General features: G+C 34.6%; 18 protein-coding genes, 1 tRNA gene and 1 pseudogene. 10 read left to right on the top strand and 10 right to left on the bottom strand.

Going from position 1 to position 25,455, the window contains the following annotated elements:
* Positions 1 to 8: 8 nt before the first annotated feature.
* The 3 genes from NNL09_RS06845 to NNL09_RS06835 all read left to right on the top strand — a co-directional run bounded on the left by NNL09_RS06845 (position 9) and on the right by NNL09_RS06835 (position 7,227).
* Entirely contained in the window at positions 9 to 1,529 is a 1,521-nt protein-coding gene (locus NNL09_RS06845) for a RagB/SusD family nutrient uptake outer membrane protein (RefSeq protein ID WP_109098751.1), read from the top strand.
* 93 nt (positions 1,530 to 1,622) lie between these two features.
* Entirely contained in the window at positions 1,623 to 4,946 is a 3,324-nt protein-coding gene (locus NNL09_RS06840) for a VCBS repeat-containing protein (RefSeq protein WP_196912025.1), read from the top strand.
* A gap of 73 nt (positions 4,947 to 5,019) precedes the next feature.
* A complete protein-coding gene (locus tag NNL09_RS06835; RefSeq protein WP_196912024.1) occupies positions 5,020 to 7,227 on the top strand; it encodes an alpha-N-acetylglucosaminidase in 2,208 nt (735 codons plus the stop codon).
* A gap of 134 nt (positions 7,228 to 7,361) precedes the next feature.
* Here NNL09_RS06835 and NNL09_RS06830 read toward each other — a convergent pair whose 3' ends face one another.
* The 3 genes from NNL09_RS06830 to NNL09_RS06820 all read right to left on the bottom strand — a co-directional run bounded on the left by NNL09_RS06830 (position 7,362) and on the right by NNL09_RS06820 (position 10,405).
* Entirely contained in the window at positions 7,362 to 9,080 is a 1,719-nt protein-coding gene (locus tag NNL09_RS06830; RefSeq protein WP_254514211.1) for a M57 family metalloprotease, read from the bottom strand.
* Between the two features lie 372 nt (positions 9,081 to 9,452).
* Positions 9,453 to 9,526, bottom strand: a tRNA-Ala gene (locus tag NNL09_RS06825).
* 78 nt (positions 9,527 to 9,604) lie between these two features.
* Positions 9,605 to 10,405, bottom strand: coding sequence for a universal stress protein (locus NNL09_RS06820; RefSeq protein WP_025664632.1), 801 nt, complete (start codon positions 10,403 to 10,405; stop codon positions 9,605 to 9,607).
* Positions 10,406 to 10,599: 194 nt separating this feature from the next.
* Here NNL09_RS06820 and NNL09_RS06815 point away from each other — a divergent pair, with 194 nt between their 5' ends.
* From NNL09_RS06815 to NNL09_RS06790, 6 genes are all read left to right on the top strand, one after another.
* Positions 10,600 to 11,100 carry a GNAT family N-acetyltransferase gene (locus tag NNL09_RS06815; RefSeq protein WP_025664631.1) on the top strand — a complete coding sequence of 167 codons (501 nt, stop codon included), beginning with the start codon at positions 10,600 to 10,602 and terminating at the stop codon, positions 11,098 to 11,100.
* A complete protein-coding gene (locus tag NNL09_RS06810) occupies positions 11,097 to 12,425 on the top strand; it encodes an MATE family efflux transporter (protein WP_025664630.1) in 1,329 nt (442 codons plus the stop codon). The genes NNL09_RS06815 and NNL09_RS06810 overlap by 4 nt, the downstream gene beginning before the upstream one ends.
* A 330-nt stretch (positions 12,426 to 12,755) precedes the next feature.
* Positions 12,756 to 13,520: an enoyl-CoA hydratase/isomerase family protein gene (locus NNL09_RS06805; protein ID WP_231389281.1), complete on the top strand. Its 765-nt coding sequence runs from the start codon at positions 12,756 to 12,758 to the stop codon at positions 13,518 to 13,520.
* A gap of 78 nt (positions 13,521 to 13,598) precedes the next feature.
* Entirely contained in the window at positions 13,599 to 13,775 is a 177-nt protein-coding gene (locus NNL09_RS06800) for a hypothetical protein (protein ID WP_160170068.1), read from the top strand.
* 300 nt (positions 13,776 to 14,075) lie between these two features.
* Complete coding sequence (locus tag NNL09_RS06795; protein WP_025664627.1) at positions 14,076 to 14,528, top strand: 6-carboxytetrahydropterin synthase; 453 nt, start codon at positions 14,076 to 14,078, stop codon at positions 14,526 to 14,528.
* 51 nt (positions 14,529 to 14,579) lie between these two features.
* The gene (locus NNL09_RS06790) at positions 14,580 to 15,338 is read left to right on the top strand and encodes a UDP-2,3-diacylglucosamine diphosphatase (protein WP_025664626.1); all 759 of its coding nucleotides are present in this window, start codon (positions 14,580 to 14,582) and stop codon (positions 15,336 to 15,338) included.
* Here the strand turns inward: NNL09_RS06790 and NNL09_RS06785 are convergent.
* The 3 genes and pseudogenes from NNL09_RS06785 to NNL09_RS06775 all read right to left on the bottom strand — a co-directional run bounded on the left by NNL09_RS06785 (position 15,335) and on the right by NNL09_RS06775 (position 19,132).
* The gene (locus NNL09_RS06785; RefSeq protein ID WP_196911870.1) at positions 15,335 to 16,306 is read right to left on the bottom strand and encodes an ABC transporter ATP-binding protein; all 972 of its coding nucleotides are present in this window, start codon (positions 16,304 to 16,306) and stop codon (positions 15,335 to 15,337) included. The two genes, NNL09_RS06790 and NNL09_RS06785, sit on opposite strands and share 4 nt — an antisense overlap.
* 92 nt (positions 16,307 to 16,398) lie before the next feature.
* A pseudogene (locus NNL09_RS06780) lies at positions 16,399 to 18,568 on the bottom strand (prolyl oligopeptidase family protein).
* Between the two features lie 195 nt (positions 18,569 to 18,763).
* Positions 18,764 to 19,132 (bottom strand): DoxX family membrane protein, encoded by a 369-nt coding sequence (locus tag NNL09_RS06775; protein ID WP_025664623.1) that lies wholly within the window; start codon positions 19,130 to 19,132, stop codon positions 18,764 to 18,766.
* A 180-nt stretch (positions 19,133 to 19,312) separates the two neighbouring features.
* On the opposite strand from NNL09_RS06775, the gene NNL09_RS06770 reads away from it, so the two are divergent.
* Entirely contained in the window at positions 19,313 to 21,859 is a 2,547-nt protein-coding gene (locus NNL09_RS06770; RefSeq protein WP_196911868.1) for a M14 metallopeptidase family protein, read from the top strand.
* An 82-nt stretch (positions 21,860 to 21,941) separates the two neighbouring features.
* Here the strand turns inward: NNL09_RS06770 and NNL09_RS06765 are convergent, their stop codons facing one another.
* The 4 genes from NNL09_RS06765 to NNL09_RS06750 all read right to left on the bottom strand — a co-directional run bounded on the left by NNL09_RS06765 (position 21,942) and on the right by NNL09_RS06750 (position 25,442).
* Complete coding sequence (locus NNL09_RS06765) at positions 21,942 to 22,934, bottom strand: aspartate-semialdehyde dehydrogenase (RefSeq protein WP_025664621.1); 993 nt, start codon at positions 22,932 to 22,934, stop codon at positions 21,942 to 21,944.
* Positions 22,935 to 23,171: 237 nt separating this feature from the next.
* Complete coding sequence (gene mscL, locus NNL09_RS06760; RefSeq protein ID WP_196911867.1) at positions 23,172 to 23,588, bottom strand: large conductance mechanosensitive channel protein MscL; 417 nt, start codon at positions 23,586 to 23,588, stop codon at positions 23,172 to 23,174.
* A gap of 101 nt (positions 23,589 to 23,689) precedes the next feature.
* On the bottom strand, positions 23,690 to 24,802 hold the full coding sequence (gene alr, locus NNL09_RS06755) for an alanine racemase (RefSeq protein WP_025664619.1): 1,113 nt from the start codon (positions 24,800 to 24,802) through the stop codon (positions 23,690 to 23,692).
* Complete coding sequence (locus tag NNL09_RS06750) at positions 24,795 to 25,442, bottom strand: thymidine kinase (RefSeq protein WP_025664618.1); 648 nt, start codon at positions 25,440 to 25,442, stop codon at positions 24,795 to 24,797. Before NNL09_RS06750 ends, alr begins: the two co-directional genes overlap by 8 nt.
* Between the last annotated feature and the right edge of the window lie 13 nt (positions 25,443 to 25,455).

Here is a 25,455-nt window from a genome sequence, read left to right as displayed (position 1 = left end):
ACAGAACAATGAAAAAAATTAGTTATTTATTAATTATAGTTCTAGGTATAGGAATACTACATTCTTGTAGTGATGATTTTTTAGATGTTGCTAATAAGGAGAATTTAACCGATTCTAGTTTTTGGCAGACAGAAGAACATGCGTTACAGGCTCTAACGACTGCTTATGGAGCAATGCATAGCGCGAGTGGGAGTAAATGGGCTTTCTTCGAAGAAGTGTATACTGCAATGGCATACCGAGCCGATGATGTGACCAATAATACAGCAGAAACATATAGCCGATCCCTTGCAAGTTTCTCTAATACCACAGAAGATACGGGTCCATACAATATATGGCAAAGTAGCTATGCAGGTATAGGGCGTACCAATCAGATCATACAAAGAATTCCAGAAATGCAAGCGCTATCTCAGGAAGATAAGAATACGATTGTAGCCGAAGCAAAATTCTTAAGAGCACTATACTATTTTTGGCTGGTAACCGGTTTTGAAAATGTGCCTTTGGTAACCACTTATGAAACAGAATTAGATCGTCTTTTTGTGTCTCAGGTAACTCCAGATAAAATATGGGAGCAGATAGAAAAAGATCTTACAGAAGCAGAACCAAATTTATTGACAGAACATTCATCAGAATGGAAAGGAAGAGCTACACAAGGTGCTGCAAAAGCATTATTGGGTAAAGCATATTTGTTTCAAGAAAAATGGAGCCAGGCAGAAGTCAAATTAGGAGAAGTAACCGGTATGGGATATTCTTTATTAACGAATTATGCAGATAATTTTAATGGGGCTGCCGAAAATGGAAATGAAAGTATATTTGAGATTCAGTTTTCTGGAGATCGTGCTAATGGGAATGACGAACGACAAGTTTTTAACTTTCAGGTTTCTCCTTATGCCTTTGGTGGGTGGGAATTATTCTACCCTTCTGATTGGTTGGTTGAAGAAATGAAAACAGATTTAACTACCGGAGGAGAAATTAGTGAAAGAGTATACGAAAGTATTTTCTTTGACGATCCTAATTCTGAAATGTATAGTAGAGACGCCGATGCAGTTGTTGCATATAGCGCTGTATCTGGTGATCTTAACCACCCTAAATACTTCAAAAAGTATGCTTTTAATCAAGATGTAAGCTTTTATAATGGAACAAACATTGCTTTAATTCGATATGCCGATGTTTTACTAATGTATGCCGAAGCTTTGAATGAAAATGGGAAAACAGATCAAGCGATAGTAGAGATCAATAAAGTTAGAGAACGAGGCAAAGCTGCTCCATTAGGAACAATGACTCAAAGCCAGCTAAGAGATCAAATTCGACATCATGAACGCCCAGTTGAGTTAGCCATGGAATTTGGTATTCGTTGGTTTGATCTTTATAGATGGCAAAGAGGAAGCACAGCCACAGAATCTATAAAAACAACACTAGAAAATCACAACAAACCATTTGCAGAGAATTTTCAGGATAAACATATTTTATACCCCATACCATTACAGGAAATAAATATTAATACAAATCTTAAACCGAATCCTGGATGGTAAAAATCCCCCGAAAGTTGAGTTAGTTATTAGAACTAGTAAACACCTAAAAATTTTATTATTTTTAGGTGTTTATGCTATTATACAATATATGTCATGATCGCAGATAATAAAAGAATAAAAATACTTGGAGTACTATTAAGTATATCCTTAATAATATCATGTCGCAACAATGAAACTACTCAACAAAACCCGCATTCTGAAATAAGTAAACCATTATTTACTTCGGTTTTATCAGATCATTCGGGGATTCATTTCATAAACCAAATACCCGAGAGTAGTGCTATGAATAGTATGGTATATGAATATTTCTATAATGGTGGAGGCGTTGCTATAGGAGATATTAATAATGATGGATTATCCGATATTTATTTTACTTCCAATCTTAAAGAAAATAAGCTCTATATCAATAAGGGTGATTTTAGATTCGAAGACCATACAAAACAAGCAAAAGTAAAAGGTTCTTTTGGATGGACAACAGGAGTGACCATGGTAGATATCAATGCCGATGGTTGGTTAGATATTTATGTGTGCAAATCGGGCAAAGGAAAGGCTGAAAATCGGGAAAATGAGCTTTTTATAAATAATCAAAACGGGACATTTACAGAAGCAGCGGCCCAATATGGGCTTAATTTTTCGGGATATAGTACACAAGCTGCATTTTTTGATTATGATAAAGATGGTGATCTCGACATGTTTTTATTAAATCATAATGTATCCCCTGTTAACACCAATACTCCAGAAGATTATAAAAGTGAAAAGAATGACTTGGTAGGAGATCGATTGTATCAAAATAATTTAGGAAAATTTACCGATGTTTCTGATCAGGTAGGAATCATACAAAATGCTCTAGGTTTTGGTTTAGGAGTTTCTATTGGAGATCTTAATCAAGATGGGTGGCCCGATATATATGTAGCAAACGATTATATCGAACATGATTACCTTTATTTTAATACTGGAAATGGCACGTTTACAGAAAAAATAAAATCATCTATTGGGCATACTTCTAATTTTTCGATGGGAACCGATATTGCAGATTTTAATAATGATGGGCTGTTAGACATCATTTCATTAGATATGGTAGCCGAAGATAATTATGGCATCAAAACCAGTATGAGTGGGATGAACCCAAAAGCATTTAACCATGCTGTCGATAATGGATTTCATTATCAATATATGTTTAATGCATTACAGCTTAACAATTCTGATGAATGTTTTAGTGAAATCGCACACCTTGCAGGAATATCAAATACCGATTGGAGTTGGGCACCACTATTTGCAGATTTTGATAATGATGGATTAAAAGATGTGTTTATTACCAATGGCCTTAAGAGAGATTTTAGAAATAATGATTTTAGAAAATATAAACTAAAACGATTAGAGCAAGCAAAGAAAAATAAAGAAAGCATAAAAAAAGTAATCGAAGAATTAGTTCGTAAAACGCCACAACGAAAAACCCGAAATTATTTTTTTAAAAACAACGGGGATTTAACTTTTTCAAAAACATCAACATCCTGGGGAATTGATAGTCCTACTTTTTCTAATGGTGCAGCTTATGCAGATTTAGATAACGATGGAGATCTAGATCTGGTTATTAATAATATTGATCAGGAAGCTACTATTCTACAAAATAATACCAGGAATAAGAATTATGTTCAGTTTCAGTTTAAAGGAAACTCCCAAAACCCCTTTGGAATAGGTACGCGTATTACAATACAAACAGAAAAAACAACTCAAATATTCGAAAACTATCCCACAAGAGGATATCAATCTGCAGTAGCACCTGTTATACATGTCGGATTGGATAATAATATCGAGGTACAGAAAGTCACGATAACCTGGCCAGATAACAAAGTTGAGGTGATTAACCATCCAGAAATTAATAAAAGAATTATTATTAATCACAACGATGCTACTCTTACAAATAAAAAAAAGAAAGATGCTGTGGCAGCACTATTTACAAATAGTACAAAAGACATAAATATAATCCATAAGCATGTCGAAAATGAGTATGATGACTATGCAAAAGAAAGTTTATTACCACATAAAATGTCTCAGTTTGGTCCTGCACTTGCTGTTGGGGATATAAATATGGATGGATTGGATGATTTTTATATTGGTGGAGCAAAAGATCACCCGGCAGCATTATATACACAACAACCTAATGGTTCTTTTCAATCTTTGGGCAGGACGTTATGGGAAAAAGAAAAAGTTTTTGAAGATGTATCTGCCCAATTTTTTGATGTAGATGGTGATAACGATTTAGATTTATACGTGGTAAGTGGCGGGAATGAATGGCCAGCAAATCATAGGATGTATCAGGATCGTTTATATATAAATACGAATGGAAATTTTGTTAAAGAAAATAATAGATTACCAAAGATAGCATCCAGTGGTAGCTGTATAAAACCATTTGATTATGATCAGGATGGAGACCTGGATCTATTTGTTGGGAGTAGGCATACACCACAAAAATATCCTTATCCTGCAGCAAATTATCTATTAGAAAACAACAATGGTGTTTTTAAAGATATTACCAAAACGATTGCTCCAGAATTGTCTGAAATTGGTATGGTCACAGATGCAACATGGACAGATATTGATCAGGATGGCTTATCTGATTTGGTTATAGTTGGAGAATGGATGCCAATAACGGTGTTTAGAAATACAGATAAGACTTTTAAAAAAGATACCACCTTGTTTGAGCATACTAATGGTTGGTGGAATTCGATTAATAGTGCTGATTTTGATCAGGATGGAGATATGGATTATGTAGTAGGTAACTTAGGATTAAATTATAAATATAAAGCGTCTGCCAAAGAACCTTTCGAGATTTATGCACATGATTTTGATGATAATGGGACCAATGATATTGTATTAGGGTATTATAACAATGGAGATTTGTTTCCGCTTCGTGGTCGAGAATGTACCTCGCTTCAAATGCCATTTATAAAAGAAAAATTTCCAACCTATGAAGGTTTTGGTTCTGCAGACCTAGTTCAGGTATATGGGCAAGAAAAACTAGAGAAGGCTTTACATGCCAAAGCGTATACATTTGCTTCTGTTTTTATAGAAAATTTAGGAGATGGAAAATTCAACATTATAGAACTTCCAAAACAAGCACAACTATCTTCTATAAACGATATTCATATTGATGATTTTGATGATGATGGATTAAAGGATATTCTTGTTGCCGGAAACTTATATCAATCAGAAATTGAAACTCCGAGAAATGATGCCGGTTACGGATTGTTACTTAAAAATAATGGAGGGAATAGTTTTGTTCCTGTTCCGGCAGCTAAAAGTGGCATCTTAATTAAAGGAGATGTAAAAGCAATACGTCCGTTTACATATAAAGGAAAGAAAGTGGTTCTTTTTGGAAGAAACAACGAGAGATTAGATAGTTATTCAATTAAATGAATCATCACCGATAAAACCTATTTTAGAATTCCTGATTCGAGATTTATTTTAAAACCTTTAAAATTATATTCTAATGAAATTAATATTAGGCAATAATGGTAGTACACTTGTTTTAATCACTTTACTTGGTATACTTTCCTGTACTGCTCCTAAAGAAAAGGAAAGAGAAAACCTCCCTGCAAGAGATGTGTTAGAGCGAACTATAGGAAAAGAAAATACTAATCATTTTAAATTTCAGTTAGAAGAGAATGACACGATACCAGATTGGTTTTCATTACAAAAAAAAGAGGATAAAATTCTAATCAAAGGAAATTCGCAGATAGCGCTTTGTCGAGGGGTATACGATTATTTAAAAAGTGAGTGCAAGAGTATCTACAGTTGGTCTGGCTCTAAAATAAATATTCCGGCAGAATTACCTTCGGTAAACAAAAAAGTAGAAAGCCCTTACCAATACCGATATTATTTTAATGTAGTTACTCATGGGTATACGACAGCATATTGGGATTGGAAACGCTGGGAGAAAGAAATCGACTGGATGGCTATCCATGGAATCAATATGCCTTTAATTGGAGGTGCTCATGAAGCGATTTTATCGAGAGTATTTCAAAAACTAGGACTAACTAAGTCCGAAATAGATCAGTATTTTTCTGGTCCGGCTCATTTTCCATGGAACAGAATGGGAAATTTAAATGGATGGGATGGACCACTACCCGATTCTTATTTTCAAAAACAAGTACAACTTACCCATCAGATGTTGGATCGTATGAAAGAATTAGGAATGAGCCCCATAATTCATGCGTTTGCAGGTTTTGTCCCTAAAGATATTACCAGAATATATCCAGATATAGAAGTCCGGGAATTAGGATGGGGAGGTGGATTACCCCTAGAGAATAATGCATTTATATTATCTCCCGATAGTGATCTTTTTATCGAAATTGGTACGCTTTATATACAAGAGTGGGAAAAAGAATTTGGAAAAGGGGAATACTATCTTGCAGATAGTTTTAATGAAATGGATGCACCACTCTCTGAAGATCCAGAAGTGGCTTTAACCGAACTATCCGGATATGGAGCGTCGGTATATAAATCTATAAAAGAAGCCAATCCGGATGCTACATGGGTGATGCAGGGATGGACTTTTCCTTATCATAAAGATGAAAACGGCAAATTATTCTGGACTCCAGAACGATTAGGAGCTTTGGTCTCTAAAGTACCGGATGATAAATTACTGATACTCGATCTGGCTAATGAATACAATCATGTATTTTGGAAAATAGACCCTTCGTGGAAGATGTATGATGGTTTCTTTGGAAAAAAATGGATCTACTCTTTTATCCCAAATATGGGAGGAAAAGTATCTCTTAATGGTAAGCTAGATGTATATGCATCTATTCCTATTGAAGCATTGCAGTATGAAAACAAAAAGAACCTGGTGGGTTTTGGTTTTGCTCCAGAAGGAATAGAGAATAACGAAATCATCTACGAACTCTTATCGGATGTAGCGTGGCGAAAAGAAAAAATTGATTTAGACTCCTGGATAGTAGAATACAACATACAACGATATGGGGCATTTCCCGAGGGGATGAAAAAAGCTTTTGATCTATTAAACGAATCTGCTTTTGGGACATTTACAGATCATCCGATGCATAGATATCAGTTTAGACCTTATAAGAAACCAGAAGGAGTAGAAGATCATGCCACAGTGCATCGCTCTGTAAAATTTAAAGAAGCCGTAGGAGCATTTTTAGATAATGCATCTGAACTAAAAAACAGTGAATTATATACTGTTGATGCCATAGAGATGGTAGTACAATATCTTGGACTTGTAGCTGATCAGCAGCTATTGGATTTTTTGGATGCTAAAGAAGAGGGTGAACCAGTTACTTTAGAGGAGACAATGCAAATACTGTTAACAATGGATAGGCTACTGGCTTCACACCCTAACCATAATCTCCAAAAATGGGTAGATTATGCTAGAAAATGGGGAGATAACCCTAATGAAAAAGACTATTACGAATCTAATGCCAAACGTTTATTAACCACTTGGGGAGGTGATCCGGTAAATGATTATTCTGGTAGAGTCTGGACAGGGCTTATTCGGGATTATTATGTACCCAGATGGGTTAATTATCATCAAGGTGATGGCCAAAGTAAAGAAGATATGCGTCAATGGGAAGAACAATGGATTACAACTCCAGGAGTATCTCAAATTATACCTTTTGATGATCCACTTGCTGTTAGTCTAGAGATATTTAATAAGTATAAAAATAGTATAGATTAATAGATGTAACCAAAGGCTTCATGAGATACATCTCATGAAGCCTTTGGTTACAAGAAAAAATATATAATCTAACTCATGTAGCCTATATCTTTTTTTAGAAAATATATCTGATGAGCTTGCTTTAGATTATTGATTTAATGAGAAAAAGAAGAACTTGTAGATATAAATACATCTGCTCCTGCTATGGTTGGAATGTATCGAAATATATCAGTATCTCCATCTCCATTATAGTCTCCAATATGCCATCCGCCTTTAGAGAAATCTACGCCGGCACCTGTCCAGCTTCCGTTATTGTTGAAGCTACTTCCTGTTGATAGAAATACTTCTGCACCAGATATTCCTGGTCTGTATCTAAAGATATCATCTTTGCCATCGCCATTATAATCACCGATATGCCATCCACCTTTAGAGAAATCTACACCTGCACCTGTCCAGCTTCCGTTATTATTGAAGCTACTTCCTGTTGATAAGAATACTTCTGCACCCGATATTCCCGGTCTGTATCTAAAGATATCATCTTTGCCATCGCCGTTATAATCACCGATATGCCATCCACCTTTAGAGAAATCTACACCTGCACCTGTCCAGCTTCCGTTATTATTGAAGCTACTTCCTGTTGATAAGAATACTTCTGCACCAGATATTCCGGGTCTGTATCTAAAGATATCATCTTTGCCATCACCATTATAATCACCGATATGCCATCCGCCTTTAGAGAAATCTACACCTGCACCTGTCCAGCTTCCATTATTATTGAAGCTACTTCCTGTTGATAAGAATACTTCTGCACCAGATATTCCTGGTCTGTATCTAAAGATATCATCTTTGCCATCTCCATTATAATCACCGATATGCCATCCACCTTTAGAGAAATCTACACCTGCTCCTGTCCAATTTCCCGAATATATAAAATCTACTCCGTTAGAAAGAAATACTTCTGCACCAGATATTCCTGGTCTGTATCTAAAAATATCGTCTTTACCATCACCGTTATAATCACCGATATGCCATCCACCTTTAGAGAAATCTACGCCTGCCCTTGTCCAGGTTGCTTCAGAATACATGATTCGTATCGCCAATATATCATTTGGACTTAATGGTTTTACTTGTCCGCATTCTCCGCCATTCATTAAGGAATCGGGATCTGAACTAGGAGTACCTGGGATATGAATTCCTCCACTGCCCTGATTGGTATGCATCAATCCTACATTATGTCCGAATTCATGTGTAATGGTTCGTAATCTTTTTGCATTTGTATTAATATGAGGAGAATTTGTATTGATAGAAATGACACTTCCCGGGTTGCCATTAGAAGGAAAAGTTCCTCGACCACATACATTAGAGCTCAAATTACGATGACTTACCGGGCAGGCAAGAGATGTGTCTGAATAAATAGTGATGTGCGGGCTTGAGGTTACTACTGTAAAAGACACCATAGAGCCAGCATTATTCCAAGCGGTTAATGCTTGTTGTATTAAACCATTCCAGTTCGAATTAAAATTAGGATCAATACGTACTCTAATATTAGTTACAATATTATCACTTACAAAAAAACTATTACGAAGTTGCTTAGATGTATTAACAGGTGCAAGTGGATTGATTAACTCCTTGGAGATGGTGTTTTTATGGACAATCAAGTCATTATCCACCAAAAAGTAATCTTTATACTCCTCAATTTTATCCTCTTGAAATCCCATCGTAATTAGAATTTCTTTTTTCTCGGGACTGGATAGTGTCTCTTTATCACCTTCTGTGTTTTGAATCTGATTTCGATTTTCAGGTAATTCTTCCTTTGTACAGGAACCTAACGAAAGGATACATACTATAATTAGTATGAGATTTAATTTTTTCATAAAGTTTTAATTTAGTTGTTTGTGCTAAAATTTGTTTCGATACCGATAATATGAGAATATTTAGGGTGAAATTGGATTCTCATTACTGACAAATAGGGGTAAGAAATGAAATGTCAGGTCGTTCTTTTTTTAATTACTTAGGTTGAGTAAGCCCTTAAGTTGTTTTTAATATTTCATACAAATCTACACACAAACTATTGATTGTTGTATACTTAAAACCATTCAAATAATTAGGGTCTTGCCGTAAAATATTGTGCAATATGGTTGGTGAGATAAAGGTGTCGAGTTTTTTTGAATCTGGGTTAAGAAACTCTTTTGGGATAAACAAAAAGAGGCTTCATCGAGTTTATTCCTTGAAGCCTCTTTTATAAGTGGAGAAGATGGGACTCGAACCCACGACCTCTTGACTGCCAGTCAAGCGCTCTAGCCAGCTGAGCTACATCCCCAATTTTTCTCATGGGGATGTAGCGAAGCGCCTGTCCCGATGAGTGTAGCATTTTTGGGAAGCTACATCCCCTGTATTTTTAATCCGATCCTCTTAAAACTAATAAAGGAATCCTACTGTCAAAATCTTTTTTGAGAACAGCATCTTCTTCCCAAAGCTTCGCAAAGAATCCTCGTTTTCGTCTAAAAACACAAATAAGATCTGGATAATTCTCATTAAGATGTTCTAAAACTCCTTGAAATAAGGTAGCATTTTCAGACGATTTATAGGATGAGGTAATCTCTCCTAAATCTTTGTCAAATTTAGAATCTTCAGCTAAGAAATTTGCTGTTTTTACCTGAAGCAATTTTAAATCACCATCAAAAGTACTTAAAATTTCTTTTACGGGAATTAATGCATTTTTCTTTTTTACGATACCTGATTTAACCGCCATTAGTATCTTTTTGATAGGCGAAAAAGTATACATTTGAGGAATGATTAATACCGGGATTTCTGTATTTTTTACAAGACTTCCCGAAATCGAACCAAGAAAATAAGGATCTTTAATATCCTTAACTTCTGCTCCTAAAACGAGTAAATTTATAGAGTGCTGTAAATTAAATTTAGGGATAGCTTCAAGAAGTTCACCTTCTAATGGTAAAGCAATTACTTCTACTCCTTTTTTATCAATTTTTGCAACTTTTTCTTCAATAGAAGAAGCGGTGATTTCCTTTAATGTTTTGTTTACAGAGGGAAGACTACCAGATCTAGGTAATTCTTTAAAAACCTCTACTACATAAACTTTTGCTTTGAGTTCTTTTGCAAAATCAATAGCATATTGAAGTCTGGCCATGCTAATTGAATGCTCAGACAACCCCAAGGGAACCAATATATTCTTCATTAATTATTATGATTTGTGTTTCAGTGTGTAAAATTACAATTTTAGACCTTTTACTAACTCATTTCTTGATATAATATTATTTTTAAAGCTCTTCTGACGATCTAAAACAGCTTTTTTCTTAAAGTTTTTTTAAATATAACCTTTGATTATTAACTGCAATATAAAGTTAGTATTTTTGCTGCTTTCCAAAAAATATGATTCGTAAAGCAGTATTATCTGATCTGGATGCTATTTACACATTGACTAGAGCTTGTGCCAAAGCAATGATAGCTAATGGCATCTATCAATGGAATGAGCATTATCCTACCCAAGAACGTTTTCAAAAAGATGTAGAACTACAAGAATTGTATGTTCTGGAGGAAGAGAACCACATCAAAGGGATTATTGTACTAACAGACCTAATGGATGAAGAATATATTCCTGTAACATGGTTAACGGCCAATACCAATAATCTTTATATACATCGTGTAGCAGTTGATCCAGAATATTGGGGAAAGGGATATGCTCAAAAACTAATGGATTTTGGTGAAGACTATGCTAAAAAAAATCAATATCAATCGGTAAGATTAGACACCTTTAGTCAAAATAAAAGAAACCAGAAATTTTATGAAATCAGAGGGTATCAACGTTTGGATGATATCTATTTCCCGAAACAAAGCGAACACCCATTTCACTGTTATGAACTCATTCTATGAGCAAGGTAATTGGTTTTAAAAATATAAACCGACTGGCAATCCCGGCTATTGTTGCTGGTATTGCAGAGCCATTACTATCGATAACCGATACCGCTATCGTGGGTAATATTCCCGAATATGGTACCGAATCCCTTGCAGCAGTAGGTATTGTAGGGTCGTTTTTGTCTGCATTAATATGGATTCTCGGGCAAACCCGAAGTGCAATATCTGCTATTATTTCTCAATACCTGGGAGCAGGTAAAATAGAAGAAGTAAAAACGTTACCTGCACAAGCTATTTTTTTTAATGTAGCTCTTAGTATTTTTGTTTTGATCTCTACTGTTTTCTTTGTTGAAGAGATTTTTAAATTATACAATGCTTCAGGCTTAATTTTAGAATACTGCGTGGTTTACTATGATATCAGAGTTTGGGGATTTCCTTTAACCTTATTTACATTTGCTGTTTTTGGTATTTTTAGAGGACTGCAAAATACATTTTGGCCAATGATTGTTGCCGTAATTGGTGCAGTAGCTAATATTGTTTTAGATTTTTTCCTGGTATATGGTGTCGAAGGTTTTATTACTCCGATGGGAATTAGCGGGGCAGCATGGGCAAGTTTAATTTCACAATTCTTAATGGCGGTCATCGTTTTTATATTATTGTTGACCAAAACCAATGTAAGTCTTAAGCTACGTTTCCCATTAAATAAGGAATTAGGTAGACTGGTTACAATGAGTCTTAATTTGTTTGTACGATCTATTGCATTAAATACAGCATTATATTTTGCAACATCTAATGCTACAGGATATGGAGATGAATATATAGCAGCATATACGATAGCAATGAATATCTGGATGTTTACTGCATTTTTTATTGATGGTTATGGCGGAGCAGGTAATATCCTTGGCGGAAAACTATTAGGTGCAAAAGATTATAAATCCCTCTGGAAATTAGGAAAACGTGTAAGTACTTATGGTATTGGTGTGAGTTTGATTTTGGCAATATTTGGGTTTATATTTTATGACACAATAGGAAAAGTATTTACAAGTGAAACCATAGTGCTAGAAACATTTTACAGTGTCTTTTTTATTGTTTTGATTGTGCAGCCCATTAACGGTTTGGCTTTTGTTTTTGATGGAATTTTTAAAGGCCTAGGTGAAATGAGGTATTTAAGAAATGTATTGCTGGGAGCAACATTCTTAGGGTTTATACCTACTCTTTATGTATGTAACTTTTTTGATTTAAAGTTATATGGGATATGGATAGCATTTACGGTTTGGGCTCTTTTTAGAGGAGTAGCACTAGTCATAAAGTTTAGAAATAAGTTTTTGCCCTTGATTTCTTAAAAAGGATAAATAAGAACAAATAGTAATGGAGCATAGATAAGAATTAATAAAATCCCTATTCGTAATCTGTTTTTTTCAAAAAACTCTTCTAACATCTTCTTTATATATTTTTTATGAACCATCTCTATAAATATAAACGCGTTATATTTTAGATAATTACAATTAATTTTTACTAAGAAATAAGCCATTTGATTGTATTAAGATTATTTGTTAAACAATTTTAATACAGAGGTCACCAGATGGGTGAATGATACCAACCAAAATAATTATGTGTGGTATTTTAATCTTCAGTTGGTATTAGTTACTTTTACTATAAAAGTTATAACAATAATGATACCAAGATCTAACGGAAGTCTATATACTCATACCGAAAACACCATTGCAACGATAGAATTTGGCCACCATGCCAGTAATTCTTTTCCTTCAGAATTATTAATAAGATTAGCTAAAGCTTTTGATGAATTATCAAAGGATACATCAGTATCTGTAATCATTCTTAAATCAGAAGGAGACCGGGCATTTTGTGCAGGAGCCTCTTTTGATGAACTAATGGCAATAACAAATCTAAAGGAAGGAAAACAATTTTTTTCTGGGTTTGCAAATGTGATTAATGCCATGCGAAAATGTAAAAAACCAATCATAGGAAGAGTACAAGGTAAAACTGTAGGAGGAGGAGTTGGATTAGCATCTGCTTGTGATTACTGCCTGGCTACAGAAGCTGCATCAATTAAATTAAGTGAATTAACCATTGGTATAGGTCCATTTGTAATAGAACCAGTAGTATCAAGAAAAATAGGATTAGCTGCTTTTGAAGCTCTTGCATGGGATGCATCACAGTGGAAAAATGCATATTGGGCAAAAGAACAAGGATTGTATGCCCGTGTTTTTGAAACTATAACAGAGTTGGATAAAGAAATACAACTATTTGCCGAAAAACTGGCTAGTTATAATCCACAAGCAATACAACAAATGAAAAAAGTAAACTGGAGAGGAACAGAGTACTGGGAAGAACTTCTTTTAGAAAGGGCAGCAATTTCTGGAGAGTTAGTACTTTCAGAATTTACTAAAAAAGCATTAGAAAAATTTAAAAAATAACAGAGTCTACGGTAAACCTCAATTTTGCCTTTGTTATTTTCTTTACATTACATCATTACAAATTTAAAACCTTTAATTATGTTAAAAAACATTTTAAACCGTAATGATGTTAAATCATTAAACAAAACAGAACAATCAAGTATTAATGGAGGAAGCAGTTGTTTTCTTGTTTGCAGACAAGACTATGTTAGTTGTCTAAGTAGTGGAGGTTCTAACTGTCTGGCAGATTACATTGCATGTAGATCTGCATGTTAATATTTGTATATTGTGATTTACTTTTTTAAAGATTGTATTTTACTAAATATTGTGAATTATAAAGCGGGTTTTCCCGCTTTTATTAGTTTAGTATAAGAAAACATTCAAAAAGGCGTTGTTTCTTTAGTGTAGATCTGGATTATAAATTAAAAGTCTAAATTAATAATGGATATACTAAACTTTTTAGGAGGCAATGGATTGTTTCTGGTATTAGGAATTGTTCTGGTTGTGGTTTACTTTATAAATAAGAGAAAGAGACGATAATCTTCCGTAACTTTGCCAAAAATCACAAAGTAAACGATGAGTAAAATTCGTATCACGAAACAATTTTCTTTCGAAACCGGACATGCTTTATATGGATATGATGGTAAATGTAGAAATGTTCATGGTCATAGTTATAAACTAAGTGTGACTGTAATCGGGACACCGATTACAGATACTTCGCATGTAAAACTAGGAATGGTAATTGATTTTGGAGACCTTAAAAAAATTGTAAAAGAAGATATCGAAGATGTTTTTGATCATGCAACAGTATTTAACAAAAACACACCACATATAGAACTTGCAAAAGAATTAAAAGACAGAGGGCATAATGTAATTTTGGTAGATTATCAACCTACCAGTGAGAATATGGTAATTGATTTTGCTAAAAAGATTACCTCTCGATTGCCCGAAGGGATTACATTATTTTCTTTAAAACTTCAAGAAACCGAAACATCATTTGCAGAGTGGTATGCATCAGATAATGAATAGATCATTTAAATCTTAGGTCCTTTTCTTACCTTTACCTTTTAAATTATACCTATGAACCTTCCTGAAGGGAAAAAAATATACTTTGCCAGTGATAATCATTTGGGGGCTCCAACATCAGAAAAGAGTTTCCCAAGAGAGCAAAAATTTGTAAAATGGTTAGATGAAGTTAAAAAAGATGCAGGCGCTATCTTCTTGTTAGGAGATCTTTTTGACTTTTGGTTCGAATATAAAACTGTGGTTCCCAAAGGATTTACCAGAACATTGGGGAAATTAGCAGAAATTACAGATTCTGGAATCCCAGTCTATTATTTTGTAGGAAATCATGACTTATGGATGAATGGATATTTTGAAGAAGAATTAAATATTCCCGTGTATCATAAACCTCAGGAGTTCACTTTTAACGACACTACTTTTTTTATCGGCCATGGTGATGGTTTAGGCCCGGGAGACAAGGGGTATAAACGAATGAAAAAAGTGTTTACCAATCCTGTAGCAAAATGGTTTTTTAGATGGCTACATCCAGATCTTGGAGTAAAACTGGCACAATATCTTTCTGTAAAAAATAAATTGATTTCGGGAGATGAAGATGTGACTTTTTTAGGAGAAGATAACGAGTGGTTGGTACAATATTGCAAAAGAAAACTAGAAAGTAAGCACAGGGATTATTTTGTGTTTGGACATAGACACCTTCCTATGGAAATACAATTAAACCAGCAATCTCAATACATAAATCTAGGAGATTGGATTACTCATTATACGTATGGTGTTTTTGACGGAAATAAGCTTGAGTTAGTACACTACAACAACTAAATTGGTTTTCTTTTCTCAATGATTTCTTCAGGAATTGTAATCCCGACCATTTTGGGAGCAGTTAATTTACTATGATGATTAAAAAAAAGAATGGTATTGTCGAGTATAGCTTCAATCAAGTAATACCCTCCATTGAAATACGCATTTTTTACTCGTGCCTTTGTCATAGAATTAGGATTAACTTCGATCTCATGAGGATAGACCAAAATCGTATCCTGGCTATCAGATGTTGTAAATGAAGAAAGTTGTATTTCATTCACTTCGCCAAAAAGAGAAGCAATATAATAATCAGTAGGATTTTGATATAAAGTGATCGTATTTTCTTGAGTTAAAATTTTTCCTTGTCGAATAACAATGGTTTGATCTGCAAAAGAGAGAATATCTGTTTTATCATGTGTAGCGGTGATACTTGTAATTTTATTACGTTTTAGATATCTAAACAGATTTCTTCTTAAAGAACTACGTCTGAAGTTATCAATATTACCAAAAGGCTCATCAAGGAGTAATAATTCTGGTCTTTTGGCCAATGCTTTTGCTAGTGCTACTCTTTGTTTTTGACCACCACTCAGGTTCTCGACTTTGGCATTGGCAAAATCAGTCATTTCTACAATGTCGAGTAACTCATCTACCCGGCCTTGTTTTAATTCTGGCTGAAAATTAGATAAGTATTGCCCGATATTTTCTGCAACACTTCGATAGGATTGCAGCTCAAAGCCTTGCGAGAGGTATTTCATGTTTTCCTCGCCAGGAACAAGGTTAAAATTCGGTCCTAATATTTTAGTACCCTCCCAGGATAGTTCTCCTTCCTGTACATGTAAAAGACCATAAATGATTTTAAGCAAGGTGCTTTTTCCGCAACCACTGGCACCAATTAAGGCAATATGCTGCCCTTTTTCAATAGTAAAACTAACGTTTTTTAAAACGGGAAGTTTATCATACGCGAAGGATATATTGTCTACTTTTAACATTACTCAAATATATTGAACTTTAACAAAAAAATCCGCTTCTTTTCAGAAAACGGATTTTTTATTTTTTTGAGACGAGTTCTAAGTTAAAAAGACTATCCTTTTACTTCGTCGGTAACTTTTTCTGGTAATACTTCATATCCCATATTATACAGTGTAAAACCAAAAATATCGGCATATTGTTCGATAGTTTTGCTTACCGGTGTTCCTGCACCATGCCCTGCTTTGGTTTCAATTCTAATCAATGTAGGATTATCTCCTGATTGTTTGGCCTGTAGCTGTGCTGCAAACTTAAATGAGTGTGCCGGTACTACGCGGTCATCATGATCTCCTGTAGTAACGAGGGTAGCAGGGTACTGTACATTTGCTTTTACATTATGCACAGGAGAATATCCTTTTATGTAATCAAACATTTCCTTACTTTCTTCTGATGTACCATAGTCATAAGCCCATCCTGCTCCTGCTGTAAAAGTATGATAGCGCAACATGTCTAAAACACCAACAGCTGGCAATGCCACTTTCATAAGATCTGGCCGCTGTGTCATCGTAGCACCAACAAGTAATCCTCCATTAGATCCACCGCGAATAGCCAAATAATCACTAGATGTATATTTATTTTCTATAAGATATTCTGCTGCTGCAATAAAATCATCAAATACATTTTGCTTTTGCATTTTTGTTCCAGCAACGTGCCATTTTTTACCATACTCACCACCACCTCTTAGGTTAGGTACTGCATATACTCCACCTTGCTCCATCCATACCGCATTGGCAATACTAAACGCTGGAGTAAGACTAATATTAAACCCTCCGTATCCATATAAGATAGTTGGATTTTTACCATTAAGCTCTATCCCTTTTTTGTAGGTAATAATCATTGGTATTTTTGTGCCATCCTTAGAGGTATAAAAAACTTGTTTACTTTCGTAATTTTCTGGATTAAAATCGATTTTTGGTTTACGATATAATTCTGATGTGCCTTCGGCAATATTATATTTATAAATACTACTAGGTGTTTTGTAGTTGGTGAAGGAGTAATACAATTCTTTTTCTTCCTTTTTAGTGCCAAATCCATTTGCACTTCCTACTCCAGGTAACGCTACTTCACGAATCAATTTACCATCATAATCATATTGCAATACTTTAGAAACAGCATCAACCATATATTCTGCAAAGAAGTATCCTCCTCCTGTATTAGGGCTTAATACATTTTCGGTTTCAGGAATAAAGTCTTTCCAATGCTCTGGGGTCGGGTTAGAGGCGTCTACCGTTACAATTTTCTGGTTAGGCGCATTTAGATTGGTAACAAGATAGAGCTTAGAACCTACATTTTCTATAATATAAGTATCACTATCTGTAGTACCCATAATTGTAACGAGCTTACTATTTGGGTTTGTAAGATCTTTGATAAATAACTTATTTCCAGAAGTAGAAACACTTGCAGAAATAATAAGATATTGATCATCCTCGGTAACACTTGCACCAATATATCTATGTTTTTCTTCTGGAGTACCTCCAAAAATTAGGGCATCGTCTTTTTGAGAAGTACCCAGGGTATGATAGTATACCTTGTGTTGATCTGTTTTGGCAGAAAGCTCACTTCCTTCTGGCTTATCGTAGCTAGAGTAGTAAAACCCTTCGTTGCCTTTCCAGGATATTCCAGAAAACTTAACATCAACAATAGTATCTTCTATGATCTCTTTGGTTTCAGCATTTTTAACGATTACTTTACGCCAGTCACTACCTCCTTCAGAAATAGAATAAGCGATGAGTTTTCCGTTTTTAGAAAAAGATACTCCACCCAAAGATGTTGTACCATCTTTACTAAAGGTGTTAGGATCTAGAAAAACTTCGGGATCATCACCTTCATTCTTAAAACGATAGAGAACATATTGATCTTGAAGTCCGTCATTCTTATAAAAATAGCTATAATCTCCTTCTTTAAAAGGAGCGCCAACTTTCTCATAATTCCAAAGATCGGATAGGCGTTTTTTTTAGATCTTTTCTAAAAGGGATATTTTCTAAATATCCAAAAGTAGTTTTGTTTTGCGTAGCCACCCAGTCTTCGGTTTCTTTGCTGCGATCATCTTCTAGCCAACGATATGGATCTTCTACTTGAGTACCAAAATACGTATCTACTGTATCTACTGTTTTAGTTTCAGGATAGTTCAATGCAATGGTAGTTTTAGAGGTTTCTTCTTTAGTTTCGTTTTTGCAAGCCACCATTACTGTAATGATGGATAATACAAGGATTGCTTTTTTCATGATGTAATGCGTTAGATTCACAAATCTATCAAAAGATGTGGGTATAAATGCTAAAGAAAATATAAAAAAGACTGCTCCGCAATTAACCTGTAAAGAAAGTAAGGTTTCTACCATATTGCTTTGGGGTATAGCACTATGTAGGATTAATATGTAGGAGCAGTCAGAATTTTCTGTAAGAAACGAAAAATTTTGGTTTTAGAAAAGTGTTTTATACTTGTCCCAATATTTAAATATTAAGAAAGCGTTTATAAGGAAGACTAATGCTCCGGGACCAATATTGGCGGGATCTAATGTGGCATGAAATAAAATAATGTTTACAGAAATAGGGGCTAATAATATCAAGGCAAAGGGAATGGCTTTATTTGTAAGAAGCAAAAGTCCAACAATCACTTCGATGATTCCTACTACTTTTAGTACATAACTATTGGCTAATGCACCAAAAAAAATACCAGCATCGGGATTGGCAAATTCAAAAGCAGGCATAAATTCAAAAAATTTATTACTTCCAAAAACGACTAACATCGCTCCCAATAGTATTCTTAAGATTAAAATCAATTTATTCATTTTTAATATTTTTTAAGGGATTAAATTGCTGTATTAGAGGGAGAAATGTTAAAAACCTTACAAATATCAAGGAAAACCAGAGTTAAAAAAATACCTTTCGAGATTATACATTGATCTGTCTCTTTATTATAAGTGACTTCAATTATTTTTATGTGGCTAATCTATTTAATCTAACAACTAATGAAACTAATTAACTTGCTAAAAATCAACTTTTTGGTTTGTGTATTCTCTGTTTTTTCTGCTACTGCGCAGGATTATTTTCTTAAAGACAAAGCACCTTTTAATTCAGAAATCCCTTCACCCGAAGAATTTCTTGGATATCCTATTGGGCAGCAGCATACGCGCCATGATCAAATTGTAGCATATTTTATTAAACTTGCACAAACTTCTGATCGGGCAACGATCACTAGCTATGGAAAAACTCATGAAAACAGAAAATTAGTAATACTTACTGTTTCTAATCCAGAGAACCTAAATAAGCTTTCTGTGCTAAAACAGCAGCATTTGGCATTCACCAATCCTTCTGAGACATCTGCTAACTATGATGCAATACCTATTTTTGTTCAATTAGGATATAACGTACATGGTAATGAACCTTCTAGTTCAGAAGCTGCTATGTTAACAGCATATACACTGGTGGCATCTACTAGTGCAGAAGTGAAAAATTATATAGAAAATGCTGTAATATTTATTGATCCGACAATCAATCCAGATGGGCGTGACAGACATACGCAATGGGCAAACCAATTTAGAGGAACTCCTTTGGTAAGTGATAATTATGATGCAGAGCATAATGAAATGTGGCCTCGGGGACGTACGAATCATTATTGGTTTGATCTTAATCGTGATTGGTTGCTAGGTATTAATCCAGAGAGTCGAGGAAAATTACAATGGTATCATGAGTGGTATCCTAATGTGGTGACCGACTTTCATGAAATGGGAACGAATAGCACCTATTTTTTTGAACCTATGAAACCCATTGGTTCTCAGGACCCTATTATGCCTAAAGAGAATTATGAAGACCTAAACAATTTGTTTGCTCCTTATTTTTCTAAAGCTCTGGATAATATTGGATCATTTTATTTTACCAAAGAAGCTTTTGACGGCACCTATCCTGGATATGGTTCTTCTTATCCTGATTTACAAGGAGCATTAGCACTATTGTTTGAACAAGCTAGTTCTCGCGGACATTTACAGGATACAGATTATGGAACCATATCGTTTCCATTTACGATTCGTAATCAATATGTATCTAGTATCGCCACTATTAAAGCTGCAGTTGATAATAAGAGCAAACTACGTAAATACCAACAAGACTTTTTTAAATCAGCAGTTAGTAATACTTTCAAAAAAGGAAATGAGGCGTATGAGTTTGGGGATGCTTACGATCATAATAGAAATAAAGCTTTTATAGATAAATTATTACTTCATCATATAAAGGTTTATAAAAAAGGATCGCGTTTTGTTGTGCCTGTAAAGCAGCCTCAACAGCGTATGGTACAAACGGTTTTTGAAACCTATAATAAGTATCGTGATAGTGTGTTTTATGATGCTTCGGCCTGGAGTATAGCCAATTTTTATAATATGAAATATAAAGGCATAAAATCTGCTGATATAAGCGAGGAAATTCTCTCAACAGATGGATTGGTGAATGTTTCAAAAGTATCAAAATCTGACTATGCATATATCATGGATTGGGATGATTATAATGCCCCGGCAGCTTTATATTTTATGCAGTCTAAAGGATTAAAAGTAGCTTCAGCATTTAAACCTTTTAGTAGTATAACTTCAGAAGGGAATAAAAGCTTTAATTATGGTAGTGTGATGGTACCGGTAAGTAAGCAGAAGAAAACCAATGACGAGGTTTATGCAATCATTAAAGAAGCACAGGATAAATATGATGTGCCCATATATTCAGTAGATTCTGGTTTTAGCGTATCAGGAATTGATTTAGGAAGCAGAAATTTTCAGAAGTTGGATAAACCAAAAGCATTATTACTAGTTGGTGAAGGCGTTAGTTCTTATGAAGCAGGAGAGGTGTGGCATTTGCTGGATACACGAGTGCATATGCCTATAACAAAATTACAAATGAGTGGTTTTGGCAATGTACCTCTAAAGAAATATAATATGTTGGTTATGGTTTCGGGAAGATATAATACACTAGATTCTCTTCATCAGAAAAAAATAAAAGATTGGGTATCACAAGGAAATACCTTAATTACTATTGCAAGGGCTTCAAAATGGGCGATTGATAAGAAAATTGTAAAGGAGAAACTTATCAAAAAACCAAAGGATACGACAAAGAATAAAGTAATAAAACGATTATCATATGTTGATGCAGGGGAGCATATTGGTCGTGAACGTTTGGGGGGAGCTATTTTTGAAGTTGATCTGGATATCACTCATCCTTTAGGTTTTGGGTATCGTGATACTTCTCTTCCGGTATATAAAAATAATGAAGTGTTTATTGCGCCCAGTAAAAACCCATATTCTACGATTGCAAAATATACAGAAAACGCACATATTGATGGTTATATTTCTGCTGATAACTATGAAAATTACTTAAAACCTTCGGCTTCGCTAATTGTAAGTAAGTTAGGCAGTGGACGTGTAATTCTATTTGCTGATAACCCCAATTTTAGGGGTTCTTGGTATGGCACCAATCGTCTATTTTTGAATGCATTGTTTTTAGGAAATCATATATCTGTGCCTAAAGTGAGAGAATGACGAAATTATTGTAATTAGATAAAAAAACCCTTGCTTACATTAAGAAAGCAAGGGTTTTTTTTTATCATTTTGTTGCGATAGACTACCCTATAAGCTCGTTTTCGACCAGGTATTCTCCTATTTGTACTGCATTAGTAGCAGCTCCTTTACGCAGATTATCTGATACTATCCACATATTAAGAGCATTCTCTCTAGAGTGATCCCTTCTAATTCTGCCTACAAAAACATCGTTTTTGCCTTCGGCATAGATTGGCATAGGATACGTATTGGTATCAGGATTATCCTGTACAGTAACTCCAGATGTTTCGTTTAGAAGTTGTCGTATTTCATTTTCATTGAAATCACTATCAAATTCGATATTAACACTCTCACTATGCCCACCAACTACAGGAATACGAATTGCTGTTGCTGTTACTGCGATAGTGCGGTCATCAAGGATTTTTTGAGTTTCGTTTACCAACTTCATTTCTTCTTTGGTATACCCGTTTTCCTGAAACACATCACAGTGTGGGATGGCATTACGGTGAATAGGATATGGATATGCCATTTCTCCTTTTTCACCAGCATATTCATTTTCTAATTGCTGTACTGCTTTTACTCCAGTACCTGTTATAGATTGGTACGTAGAAATCACAGCACGGTTTATCTTATATTTATCGTGTAATGGACCCAAAGCCATAACCAATTGTATAGTAGAACAATTAGGATTAGCAATAATTTTATCTTCTTTGGTCAGCGATTTAGCATTGATTTCTGGAACAACTAGTTTTTTTGTAGGATCCATTCTCCATGCAGACGAGTTATCGATAACAGTTATTCCTGCTTCTGCAAATTTTGGAGCCCATTCTTGAGAAGTACTTCCTCCAGCAGAGAATAAGGCAACATCTGGTTTCATTTCTATAGCAGTAGCAAGTCCTACTACAGAAAACTCCTTGCCTTTATATGAAATTTGTTTCCCAATAGATCGTTCTGACGCTACAGGAATTAATTCTGTTACCGGAAAATTTCTTTCTTCTAATACTTTTAACATTACGGTTCCTACCAGACCGGTAGCACCTACTACAGCTACTTTCATCAGTTTATATTTGTTTTCATTTTCGCATAGCGAAAGTCATACACTTTTTAATTTCATACAAATTTGAGGAATATTTCCTAGACGACAAGCATTTATATTGAAAATATAAAAATTTGTACCATTTGTTTATTATATAACAATGTGTAAAAAAGAACCGCCCTTAATTTGGGCGGTTTAGTGTGTTAGAATATGTAGTATAGCGGTAGCTATAGATAATTCGTTATACTATTGAGCATTTTATTTTTTTAATAAATCTCGTATCTCTGCTAATAACTCTTCTTGAGTTGGTCCGGCTGGTGCTGCGGGAGCTTCTTCTTCTTTCTTTTTAGATTTTTCATATGCTTTAAGTACCATAAAGATAAATAAACCTACAATAATAAAATTAATTATTGCCTGTATCAGGTTACCATAGGTTATAACGGCAGCTCCTGCTTCTTGGGCAGCAGCAAGAGTAGCGTATTCTCCACCATCGAGAGCAATAAACTTTTGAGTAAAATCTGTTCCACCAGTTATAACACCAACAATAGGCATTATAATATCTGCTACAGCAGAACCAACAATTTTATTAAATGCGCCGCCGATTACAACAGCAGTAGCTAGCGCAACGATGTCTCCTTTTAGTAAGAAAGATTTAAAATCTTTAAAAAACCCCATAATTAATTTTATTTAGATAGTTAGTAATGCACTAATTTAACGAAAAATTAAAATAATTATAAGAATGGTTCTGTCTAATACGTTTCGTTTTTCGTTAAAAATCAATTATCGTCGACAACAACACGTTTTACCCTAGGAGAAATTGCAGTAAGTAGTTCATAAGAGATTGTTCCAGAATTTTCGGCTACTGTGGCTGCACTCGAATCTGCATCAAAAATAACCACTTCATCTCCTTCTTTACAATCAATATAGGTAACGTCTACCATGATCATATCCATACATACATTACCAATAACATAAGCTTTTTTATTATGTATGGTTACAAATCCTTTTTTATTTCCATACTGTCTGCTAATCCCATCGGCGTGCCCGATAGGTATGGTAGCGGTTTTTGTAAATTCTGAAGCAATGAATGCTCGGTTATACCCTAATGATTCTCCAGGTTCTAACTCATGAATTTGCGAGATTACCGATTTTAATCCTGCCACAGGTTTTAATGCAGCATCGTATTTTGCATCGTTTCCGTATCCATACAATCCTATCCCGGCTCTTACCATACCAAAATGTGCTTCGGGATAATTAAGAATCCCAGAGGTATTAGATTGATGAAGTATGGGTGTGTACCCTAACTTATCAATCATATGATTAGCAATTTTATTAAAAGAATTGATCTGTTGTATCGTAAAATCTCTTTCTGAAGCATCTTCACTAGCCGCCAGATGAGAAAGAAGAGCAACTACTTTAATCGCTTCAGTTGTATTGAGATTTTCAATAATATGGTCAATATCATTTTCCCAAAAACCGATTCGGTTTAACCCTGTATTGAATTTGATATGAACCGGATACTCTTTTTGACCCAAAGTAGTAGCTGTTGTTATAAATGTTTTGAGAACTCTTAAGCTATATAGACTAGGCTCTAATTGATATTCGATTAATTTTTGAAAATTTATAGGCTGCGGGTGCAATACCAGAATAGGAGTTTTTATTCCTGATTCTCGAAGTGCAATACCTTCTGAAACATAAGCAACGGCAAAATAATCGGCTCCTATTTTTTCTAAGTGTTTTGCAATTACAGAAGCATCACTGCCATATCCCGAAGCTTTTACTACAGCTAAGATTTTAACATTAGAGTTAACCTTGCTTTTTAAATAATTAAAATTATGAGTAAGATGAGCCAGGTTGATCTGCAAAACGGTTTCTTTTACGCTACTCATCAGTTTTTTCAGTTTTTTTTGATACTTCTTTAGGATCTTTAACCTCCATTTGATTTACTTTTTCTTTCAGCATGGCTTTATAGTATGCAGCTCGACTTAAAGGTTCATACTCGTCTGTTTCTCCTAATAAAACCAAATCATCTTTGGTAGATTTTCTATAACTAAACTGAGCAAGATTTCCTGTCCTGGTACAAACGGCATGTACTTTGGTTACATATTCTGCTGTAGCCATCAATGCGGGCATGGGGCCAAAAGGATTTCCTTTAAAATCCATGTCTAACCCTGCAACGATAACGCGAATTCCTTTATTCGCCAAATCATTGCAGACCGATACAATTTCATCATCAAAGAATTGTGCTTCATCGATACCAACAACATCACAGGTATCGGCCAGAATTCTAATATTAGCTGCTGCAGGAACAGGAGTAGAACGAATCTCATTAGCGTCATGAGAGACTACCATTTCATCGTTATACCTAACATCAATTGCAGGTTTAAAAATTTCAACATTTTGTTTGGCAAATTGTGCACGTTTTAATCTGCGAATCAATTCTTCGGTTTTACCCGAAAACATAGAACCACAGATTACTTCTATCCACCCAAATTGCTCTTTATGATTTACCGTATTTTCGAGAAACATTTTGTATTTTTCA

This window comes from Aquimarina sp. EL_43 (assembly GCF_943422735.1).
Classification (GTDB): domain Bacteria; phylum Bacteroidota; class Bacteroidia; order Flavobacteriales; family Flavobacteriaceae; genus Aquimarina; species Aquimarina megaterium.
Note: the sequence above shows the minus strand (reverse complement) of the source record. Positions and strands in the feature narration are given on the sequence as shown.

What these genes read in the sequence shown, in the direction of transcription:
- NNL09_RS06835 (WP_196912024.1), top strand. Translation starts at nt 5,020, where the DNA reads ATGAAATTAATATTAGGCAATAATGGTAGTACACTTGTTTTAATCACT.
- NNL09_RS06790 (WP_025664626.1), top strand. Translation starts at nt 14,580, where the DNA reads ATGAACCTTCCTGAAGGGAAAAAAATATACTTTGCCAGTGATAATCAT.
- alr (WP_025664619.1), bottom strand. Translation starts at nt 24,802, where the DNA reads ATGAGTAGCGTAAAAGAAACCGTTTTGCAGATCAACCTGGCTCATCTT.
- NNL09_RS06750 (WP_025664618.1), bottom strand. Translation starts at nt 25,442, where the DNA reads ATGTTTCTCGAAAATACGGTAAATCATAAAGAGCAATTTGGGTGGATA.
- NNL09_RS06830 (WP_254514211.1), bottom strand. Translation starts at nt 9,080, where the DNA reads ATGAAAAAATTAAATCTCATACTAATTATAGTATGTATCCTTTCGTTA.
- NNL09_RS06795 (WP_025664627.1), top strand. Translation starts at nt 14,076, where the DNA reads ATGAGTAAAATTCGTATCACGAAACAATTTTCTTTCGAAACCGGACAT.
- NNL09_RS06770 (WP_196911868.1), top strand. Translation starts at nt 19,313, where the DNA reads ATGAAACTAATTAACTTGCTAAAAATCAACTTTTTGGTTTGTGTATTC.
- NNL09_RS06845 (WP_109098751.1), top strand. Translation starts at nt 9, where the DNA reads ATGAAAAAAATTAGTTATTTATTAATTATAGTTCTAGGTATAGGAATA.
- NNL09_RS06815 (WP_025664631.1), top strand. Translation starts at nt 10,600, where the DNA reads ATGATTCGTAAAGCAGTATTATCTGATCTGGATGCTATTTACACATTG.
- mscL (WP_196911867.1), bottom strand. Translation starts at nt 23,588, where the DNA reads ATGGGGTTTTTTAAAGATTTTAAATCTTTCTTACTAAAAGGAGACATC.
- NNL09_RS06805 (WP_231389281.1), top strand. Translation starts at nt 12,756, where the DNA reads ATGATACCAAGATCTAACGGAAGTCTATATACTCATACCGAAAACACC.
- NNL09_RS06785 (WP_196911870.1), bottom strand. Translation starts at nt 16,306, where the DNA reads ATGTTAAAAGTAGACAATATATCCTTCGCGTATGATAAACTTCCCGTT.
- NNL09_RS06775 (WP_025664623.1), bottom strand. Translation starts at nt 19,132, where the DNA reads ATGAATAAATTGATTTTAATCTTAAGAATACTATTGGGAGCGATGTTA.
- NNL09_RS06800 (WP_160170068.1), top strand. Translation starts at nt 13,599, where the DNA reads ATGTTAAAAAACATTTTAAACCGTAATGATGTTAAATCATTAAACAAA.
- NNL09_RS06810 (WP_025664630.1), top strand. Translation starts at nt 11,097, where the DNA reads ATGAGCAAGGTAATTGGTTTTAAAAATATAAACCGACTGGCAATCCCG.
- NNL09_RS06840 (WP_196912025.1), top strand. Translation starts at nt 1,623, where the DNA reads ATGATCGCAGATAATAAAAGAATAAAAATACTTGGAGTACTATTAAGT.
- NNL09_RS06820 (WP_025664632.1), bottom strand. Translation starts at nt 10,405, where the DNA reads ATGAAGAATATATTGGTTCCCTTGGGGTTGTCTGAGCATTCAATTAGC.
- NNL09_RS06765 (WP_025664621.1), bottom strand. Translation starts at nt 22,934, where the DNA reads ATGAAAGTAGCTGTAGTAGGTGCTACCGGTCTGGTAGGAACCGTAATG.